1 pseudogene is annotated in these 494 nt (G+C 66.8%); it reads left to right on the top strand.

The annotated features are described in order from the left end of the window. Window positions 1–494: pseudogene (locus tag MOV74_RS40225) on the top strand (undecaprenyl-phosphate glucose phosphotransferase); the annotation flags it as partial.

Here is a 494-nt window from a genome sequence, read left to right as displayed (position 1 = left end):
AAGCCCGCTGACCAGCCCTTCGTGGAGCGCCGCCGCCGGCTGTCGCCCGCTGCGCTCGAAGTCGTCAACCAGAAGGTCGCCCGCGCCTATTCGCCGATCGTGATCGCCGGCTTCGTGCGCGTGGCCGACTTCGCGCTGCTGAGCCTCGTCGGTATCGCCCTCTATCTCGGCTATGTGATGCCGCTCTCCGGCTTCAGCTGGGTCTATCCGGCGGAGGTCATCGCCGTGGCGATCGCCGCCGTAGTCTGCTTCCAGGCCGCCGATATCTATCAGGTGCAGCTGTTCCGCGGGCAGCTGCGGCAGATGACACGGATGATCTCGTCCTGGTCGTTCGTCTTCCTGCTGTTCATCGGCATCTCCTTCTTCGCCAAATACGGCAGCGAAATCTCGCGGCTGTGGCTTGCCGCCTTCTACTTCCTCGGGCTCGCCGCGCTGATCGCCGAGCGCCTGGTGCTGCGCTCGCTGGTGCGCGGCTGGGCGCGCCAGGGCCGGCT

This window comes from Bradyrhizobium sp. SHOUNA76, from assembly GCF_023006445.1.
Classification (GTDB): Bacteria; Pseudomonadota; Alphaproteobacteria; order Rhizobiales; family Xanthobacteraceae; genus Bradyrhizobium.
The sequence above is the reverse complement of the archived record's forward strand: the minus strand, read 5'-3'. Positions and strand labels throughout refer to the sequence as shown.